Here is a 6,874-nt window from a genome sequence, read left to right on the forward strand (position 1 = left end):
AAATAATATTTATTACTATCGTATTTTCTTAAAGAAATATCTAGCTTTTCTCCCACATCATTGATATCTTCTATAGGTATTCCTTCTGGGATTTTATTATATATTTTAATTGTCATATGGTCTTTTTGATAGGGTGACTCATATTCATCGTTACCATATAAAAAATCAAAGCTTACATTAAATATTTCAGAAATTTTATATAGAGTTTCAGTTGAAGGCATTCTCTGATTATTTTCGTAAAAAGATATAGCTTTAGGTGTTAAATTTAATTTTTTTGCAAGGTCAGCTTGTGTATAGTTGTTCATATTTCTCAATAATTTTATTTGTTTTCCAATCATTTTATGCTCCTGTCTAACTTTATATATTTTTATTATGGCTTATAAATGATAATACCTTACTACTTCATTTGTACAAATTGTACAGATCAAGTGGTTTTGTATTATAAAAACTTGAATATTATTTGAAGATTCAATTTATTGTAAATTATAGTAACAAATCTTGTTACATACTAGTGATTAACCAGTTGTCCAATCGAATTGTCACAACAAAGCAATTGAAGTGGATAAAATAGTGTAATTGTCGTTAATCAGTAATATTTAATATAAAGAAGGAATGCGTTTAATAAAATATCGATCGTAATATACGTATTGTTATTATATCTTCATTCTGCATTAGTGTCTTAGTTCACCTCCCTTATGTCGAGCGGAGCGAAGCGTAGTCGAGACATCTCAAAGTAAAAGAGATCCCTCCACTGTCCTCCCAGAGCCGGACGGGCTTGCTTTCGACGGTAGCTTGCGGGCTCAGGTCCAAAGACCTTCACCTCGCCAAGCCTCGATTAAGGTCTGCCATCAGCTCACTATGTTCGCTGTGGCCAGAACCATTAGGGATAAGGGAAAGTAGTTTAGGTCGGCATTAGGAAAAGAAAGAGATTTTCCTGTTTATATAATTCATACTTATAGCCGTCACTTCCCTTATGTCGAGCGAAGCGAAGCGTAGTCGAGACATCTCAAATTTCCTATTTCTCTAGTCAATATTTTTCCTTGACTCAACCTTACAAAGGGTGTATAATATTCAAGTCAAGTAAAAGACTTGACAGGTGATTTTATGGAAAAAATAGTAAAAGTGGCTCAATTATTTGACATATACGGCGCACTTCTTAATGAAAAACAAAGAGATGTTATTAATTGTTATTATAACGAAGATTTATCCTTACAGGAGATTGCTGACAATACCGATAGGAGCAAGCAAGCTATTTCGGATATGATGGCAAGATCTGTCGATAAATTATTTGAGTTTGAAGATGAGCTTTCTTTACTGAAAAGCCGCGAGGAACTGAAAGATGCTCTTATTAGTATAAGAGAGCTGATGGAAAGTTCAAATTATGAATTGGCAATTAGTAAGATAACAGACGTAATAGATACGATTTAGAGAGGGATGCTATGGTATTTGAAGGCCTTTCGGAAAGACTCCAGGAGACTCTTGGAAAGCTTACAGGCAAAGGAAAATTAAGTGAAAAAGATATAGATGCCGCTATGAGAGAGATAAGACTCTCTTTACTAGAAGCAGATGTTAACTACAAGGTCGTTAAGGACTTTGTAAAGACAATCAAGGAAAGATCACTTGGGCAAGATGTTATGACTTCCCTATCACCAGGACAGATGGTAGTAAAGATCGTAAACGAAGAGCTAACGGCTCTAATGGGTAAGGAAAATTCTAAGCTTGACCTTAAGGGCTCTACCCCACATATGGTTATGATGGTAGGTCTACAAGGTTCTGGTAAGACAACCCATTCGGGTAAGCTTGCACTTAAGCTAAAGAAGGAAAACAGAAACCCAATGCTTACAGCCTTAGATATCTACAGACCTGCAGCAATCGAACAACTTAAGGTTGTGGGAAAAACTGCTGGTGTGGAAGTATTCGATAAGGATAAGCAAGACCCAGTTAAGACTGCAAAAGAAGCAAAAGATTATGCAAGGCTTAACAATCACGATGTGGTAATCCTCGATACGGCTGGTCGTTTACAAATTGATACGGACCTAATGGATGAGCTTAAAAATATTAAGGAAGCTGTAAATCCTGACGAGATACTTCTTGTTGTCGATGCAATGACAGGACAAGAAGCGGTCAATGTTGCAAAGACCTTTGACGATTACCTAGACATCACAGGCGTAGTACTCACAAAGCTAGACGGTGATGCCAGAGGTGGTGCAGCCCTATCAATTAGACAAGTTGTAGGAAAACCAATCAAGTTTATCGGTGTTGGGGAAAAGCTCGAAGACCTTGAGCCATTCCACCCAGATAGGATGGCAAACAGGATCCTCGGCATGGGAGATGTCTTATCTCTAATAGAAAAGGCAGAAAAAGAGCTGTCTATCGAAAACGCCAAGGAACTAGAACGTAAGATGCGTGAGCAAACTTACACCTTGGATGACTTTATGGAACAAGTTCAACAGATAAGAAACATGGGGCCATTGGAAGACTTACTTGCGATGATTCCAGGAGTAAACTCCAAGATGCTTAAGGGAGTTGATATCGACGATAGGGGATTTGTTAGAATCGAAGCCCTCATAAGTTCCATGACCAAGGAAGAAAGAGAAAAACCTGAAATCATTGGCAAGAGCAGAAAAGAAAGAATAGCCAAGGGTTCAGGGGTTGACATCAAAGAACTTAACAAATTGCTCAAACAGTTCAAAGAACTGAAGAAAATGATGAAGAAAATGACAGGCATGAAAGCCAACAAAAGAGGCAGAAAACTACCGAAAATGCCTTTCTTTTAAGTAAATCAATAGGAGGAAACAATGGCAGTTAAAATTAGATTAAAGAGAATGGGACAAAAGAAAAAACCATTCTACAGAGTTGTAGTAGCAGATTCAAGAAGCCCAAGAGATGGTAAATTCATCGAAGAAATTGGAACATATAACCCAATCTCAAACCCAAAAGAGTTTAGAGTAGACAACGAAAAAGCTAAACAATGGATTCAAAATGGTGCAAAACCAACATCTATCGTTGAAAAACTATTCAAAGACAACGACGTACTAGCATAAGATGAAAGAATTAGTAGAACTAATCGTTAAAGAATTAGTAGAAGATAAGGAAGCTGTATCTATCGAAGAAAATAGAGATGGTGGAGAAGTAGACATACTAATCCACGTTGCAGAATCCGACAAGGGCAGAGTTATAGGAGTTCATGGAAACATCATCAATTCCATAAGAGCCATAGCCCGTGCTTGTGCAATCAAGGAAGATGTTAAGGTCAACATAAGAATATGAGAATAACAGTAGCTGAGGTAATAACAACACACGGAATCAAGGGAAATGTAAAAGTAAAATCATTTTCTGATTATGAGAAAAGATTCGATAAGGGAAGTAAGGTCTACATTGGAGATGAGCTTCTCACTATAGAAGACTCCTTCGACCAAAAGGGCCTAAAGGTCATAAAATTTGTCGAATACAACGACATAAATGATTCCCTAAAACTAGTTGGCAAAGACATAACTATAGAAGAAGAAGACTTAGGAGAGCTTAAAGAAGATGAATTCTACATCTATAAGCTCATAGGACTTGATACTTACTCCAATGGGCAAAAAGTGGGAAAGGTCAAGGACGTAATATCTGGAGTCTATCCAAACGATGTTTATGTCATAGAAACTAAGGACAATAAAGAAATATTATTACCAGCCTTAAAGACTGTTATCAAAAATGTTGATATAGCAAACAACAAAATAGAAGTAGATAACCTAGCAGATTATGAATAGAGTTACCATACTTACCCTATTTCCAGAAAGCTTCGAGTTCCTCAAGACTTATGGAGTAATAGGAAAAGCAATCGAGAACAATAAACTAGAAATAAATATAGTAGACATAAGAGATTTCAGTAATGACAAGCACAATCACGTAGATGATACAGTATACGGTGGGGCAGCCGGTATGCTTATCAAACCACAAGTTCTATATGATTGTTTGATGTCTGTGAAGAAACCAAAATCAAAAGTCTGCTTCATGTCAGCAGCAGGCAAGAAATTAAATCAGAAATTAGCAATCGACTTTGCAGAAATCAAAGATCTAATAATAATATGTGGCCACTACGAAGGAATTGATGCGAGAATTACCAACCACTATGTCGACTACGAATTATCTATAGGTGACTATGTCCTAACAGGCGGAGAAATCCCAGCCATGGTCCTTATAGATTCAATGGCAAGATTTATAGACGGAGTTGTAGGAAAGAAAGAATCTCTAACCACAGACTCCCACTACAACACTCTTTTGCAACAAGACGAATACACAAAGCCAAGAAACTTCAACGGATACTTCGTTCCAAGCGAGCTTGTAAGCGGAGATCACAAGAAGATAGCCGAGTGGAACAGGAAAAGTGCAATAGAGAAAACAAAAAGAGTTAGGCCAGACTTATACGAGAAATTCTTACGAGAGGAGAGCAAAGATGGAATTAATCAAAAAAATTGAACAAGAAAACCTACGTAAAGAAAACTTCGATTTCAACGTAGGAGATACAGTAAGACTAAGCTACAGAATCAAAGAGGGAGATAAGGAAAGACTCCAAGACTTCGAAGGAACTGTAATCTATATCAATGAAGGCGGAATCAACAAATCTTTCACAGTTAGAAGAATCAGCTACGGAGTTGGAGTAGAAAGAACATTCCAATATCACTCACCAAGAATCGAAAAACTACACGTTGTTAGACGTGGTAAGGTAAGAAGAGCTAAACTTAAATACCTTAGAGATCGTCAAGGTAAGGCAGCTAAAGTTAAAGAAAAAACAAATTACTAATGGTAGAAAAAAACATCGTAAGCGATGTTTTTTTCGATTCTCACAGTTTTTCGAGTAAGCAAAGCTTGCGAAGTAAAAACTGATGAGAAACCTTATGTAATTTTTTAGAAGTGATGCGAGGAAAACGAGCATTGCTTCTAAAAAGATTACTTTCCTTACAAAATCTTTGAAAAAGATTCTGAATTTAACATTGGACTTTTGTTATATAAACAATGGTCCTTTTTAATTTTAAATTTTTCTGATTTTTCAAAATACAAGCAATTATCCTGATAAAATGAGATTATTCATTTATTATCCGCCTGATTTATGGTATTATTATATTAAATTAGAGATAAATAGAGGCTAAAATGACAGATGAAAGAAAAGAATTTGGGAAAAAGTTAATAGAAATAAGGGAAAGAAAAGGTCTTAGGCAAGCTGATGTAGCAGAAATAGCAAATTTGAGCCAAAGATCTATAGGAAGACTTGAAAGAGGAGAGATTGAATCCGCATCTGTAGATAGCTTAATAGAGTTATCTAAAGCATATGGAATTGATGTTCCAAGTTTATATAAGAAATATATCTATGGAAATTTGTGTATTTTAGAAGATATAAAAAAATCACTTGATATAAATGCCATATTTTTAAGCAAAGAAATAAGAACTACTTTATTAGATAAAATCAACTTGATAAAAGATAGTAGAGATCTCCAAGCAAAAAGATATGAGATAGACTTACTGGAACTTTTTATTAGATATCTTAATGCTGAAGTAAGCGATGAGTATCTAAAAAATCATTTTGAAGACCTAAGCTCGTCAAAGATAAATAGGGAAAATTTTTATACTATAGACTTATCTCCTATAGAATTACGCATTTTATTAAATATAGCTACAAGTTCAAAATCTTTTAAAAACATTGATTCTTTAGAAATACTTGAAAAGTGTAAAAATCAAAATAAGGACTTTATGATAAAAATAGCATCTTGCAATAATCTTGCTAATTTTTATAAGTATTATGGAAATTTTAATAAAACAATAGAAACAATAAATGAAGGATTGGAATTATCAAGTGAGTTATCTTCAATAGACGGACTAATTTATCTTAAATTTGTAAAATTTATAACTCTTTATAGAGCAAATGAAAATTATGAAAAAAGTTTGCATTCAACTATTATTTTTTCAAAATATAGCAAGAATTTAAAACTTAGTATGGCAATAAATGAGAAAATAAACAAAATTATTTACAAACCTTAAAAAAAGTAACTAGAATACATTTTTTAAACTAGCTACTTTTTTTATTTGTCAAATCGGTGAATAACATTCAATGCTTTTTATATCGATATCATCCTCGTTGCCATAAATAGCATAGGATACATTAGTAAAACATATGTAAGTTATTGCAAATAACGAAACAAAGAATAAAAATCTCTTTAGCTTTTTCATAAAATCACCTCCTAAATTATATTTATTGTAACTAATTTTAACCATAAAGATTAGTATTGCTTTACAAGTCACAAATAACAAGATTAATTATATTTCTTGATATTTAATGTCTTTCCTTATATAAATCTTAGTTAATAATATCTTGATTGTCAAAGGCATATGTGCCTTTGAAATTTTTTATAATTTGATATATTATAAAAATAAATAAAAAGATTATACAATAAATTATGATATCTGAACTTAACATAGTATAAAATATTATATGAAAAATTTAAGCACGTAATCGTTAATTATAAGTTGAAAATATTAATTATACTAATAAATACATATTATACCATTTGTGATGGAGGATAAATGAGAAAAGAAAAACTTAACAATAACATTAGATGGATGAAAATAAATGGTATACCTATAATTGGTAATACATCTACGTCTTCAATAATTGGTCTTAATAAAAATGGATATGATTTAATTAAAAGCATTGAAGAAAATGGTTGTGATATTGAAAAAATCAAAGCTGAATATCCAGAATTAACGGCAGCACTTATTGAAGGAGGATATTTTAGTGATTTAGAAAATGGAATAGAATCAGCGTATTTACATGTAACTCACAGATGTAATTTACATTGTGTAGGCTGCTATTCATTTGAAGATATGAGGAATA

The 6,874-nt window shown here is 33.3% G+C and carries 10 protein-coding genes; 9 read left to right on the forward strand and 1 reads right to left on the reverse strand.

The genetic code is table 11. The annotated features are described in order from the left end of the window. On the reverse strand, window positions 1–338 hold a 338-nt coding region (locus MRZ08_RS06305; protein WP_297380706.1), incomplete at its 3' end, for a helix-turn-helix transcriptional regulator. Window positions 339–1,104: 766 nt separating this feature from the next. Here MRZ08_RS06305 and ylxM point away from each other — a divergent pair. From ylxM to MRZ08_RS06350, 9 genes are all read left to right on the forward strand, one after another. Further along, complete coding sequence (ylxM, locus tag MRZ08_RS06310; protein WP_297380708.1) at window positions 1,105–1,428, forward strand: YlxM family DNA-binding protein; 324 nt, start codon at window positions 1,105–1,107, stop codon at window positions 1,426–1,428. An 11-nt stretch (window positions 1,429–1,439) separates the two neighbouring features. Beyond that, complete coding sequence (ffh, locus tag MRZ08_RS06315) at window positions 1,440–2,777, forward strand: signal recognition particle protein (RefSeq protein WP_297380710.1); 1,338 nt, start codon at window positions 1,440–1,442, stop codon at window positions 2,775–2,777. A gap of 21 nt (window positions 2,778–2,798) precedes the next feature. Continuing rightward, window positions 2,799–3,044: a 30S ribosomal protein S16 gene (gene rpsP / locus MRZ08_RS06320; RefSeq protein ID WP_297380713.1), complete on the forward strand. Its 246-nt coding sequence runs from the start codon at window positions 2,799–2,801 to the stop codon at window positions 3,042–3,044. Between the two features lies 1 nt (window position 3,045). Further along, window positions 3,046–3,270 (forward strand): KH domain-containing protein, encoded by a 225-nt coding sequence (locus tag MRZ08_RS06325; RefSeq protein WP_297380716.1) that lies wholly within the window; start codon window positions 3,046–3,048, stop codon window positions 3,268–3,270. Further along, a complete protein-coding gene (gene rimM, locus MRZ08_RS06330) occupies window positions 3,267–3,755 on the forward strand; it encodes a ribosome maturation factor RimM (protein WP_297380719.1) in 489 nt (162 codons plus the stop codon). The genes MRZ08_RS06325 and rimM overlap by 4 nt, the downstream gene beginning before the upstream one ends. After that, window positions 3,748–4,464: a tRNA (guanosine(37)-N1)-methyltransferase TrmD gene (trmD, locus tag MRZ08_RS06335; RefSeq protein WP_297380722.1), complete on the forward strand. Its 717-nt coding sequence runs from the start codon at window positions 3,748–3,750 to the stop codon at window positions 4,462–4,464. Before rimM ends, trmD begins: the two co-directional genes overlap by 8 nt. Further along, the gene (gene rplS, locus MRZ08_RS06340; RefSeq protein ID WP_297380724.1) at window positions 4,442–4,789 is read left to right on the forward strand and encodes a 50S ribosomal protein L19; all 348 of its coding nucleotides are present in this window, start codon (window positions 4,442–4,444) and stop codon (window positions 4,787–4,789) included. Before trmD ends, rplS begins: the two co-directional genes overlap by 23 nt. 347 nt (window positions 4,790–5,136) lie before the next feature. After that, window positions 5,137–6,021, forward strand: coding sequence for a transcriptional regulator (locus MRZ08_RS06345; RefSeq protein ID WP_297380727.1), 885 nt, complete (start codon window positions 5,137–5,139; stop codon window positions 6,019–6,021). 543 nt (window positions 6,022–6,564) lie between these two features. After that, window positions 6,565–6,874 (forward strand): hypothetical protein (locus MRZ08_RS06350; RefSeq protein WP_297380730.1); only part of this gene is annotated, 310 nt, incomplete at its 3' end.

Source organism: Anaerococcus sp., assembly GCF_022770135.1.
Lineage (GTDB): Bacteria > Bacillota > Clostridia > Tissierellales > Peptoniphilaceae > Anaerococcus.

Excerpts from the sequence above, each read along its gene's own strand:
- trmD (WP_297380722.1), top strand. The coding sequence starts at position 3,748 with ATGAATAGAGTTACCATACTTACCCTATTTCCAGAAAGCTTCGAGTTC.
- MRZ08_RS06345 (WP_297380727.1), top strand. The coding sequence starts at position 5,137 with ATGACAGATGAAAGAAAAGAATTTGGGAAAAAGTTAATAGAAATAAGG.
- rimM (WP_297380719.1), top strand. The coding sequence starts at position 3,267 with ATGAGAATAACAGTAGCTGAGGTAATAACAACACACGGAATCAAGGGA.
- ylxM (WP_297380708.1), top strand. The coding sequence starts at position 1,105 with ATGGAAAAAATAGTAAAAGTGGCTCAATTATTTGACATATACGGCGCA.
- rplS (WP_297380724.1), top strand. The coding sequence starts at position 4,442 with ATGGAATTAATCAAAAAAATTGAACAAGAAAACCTACGTAAAGAAAAC.
- rpsP (WP_297380713.1), top strand. The coding sequence starts at position 2,799 with ATGGCAGTTAAAATTAGATTAAAGAGAATGGGACAAAAGAAAAAACCA.
- MRZ08_RS06325 (WP_297380716.1), top strand. The coding sequence starts at position 3,046 with ATGAAAGAATTAGTAGAACTAATCGTTAAAGAATTAGTAGAAGATAAG.
- ffh (WP_297380710.1), top strand. The coding sequence starts at position 1,440 with ATGGTATTTGAAGGCCTTTCGGAAAGACTCCAGGAGACTCTTGGAAAG.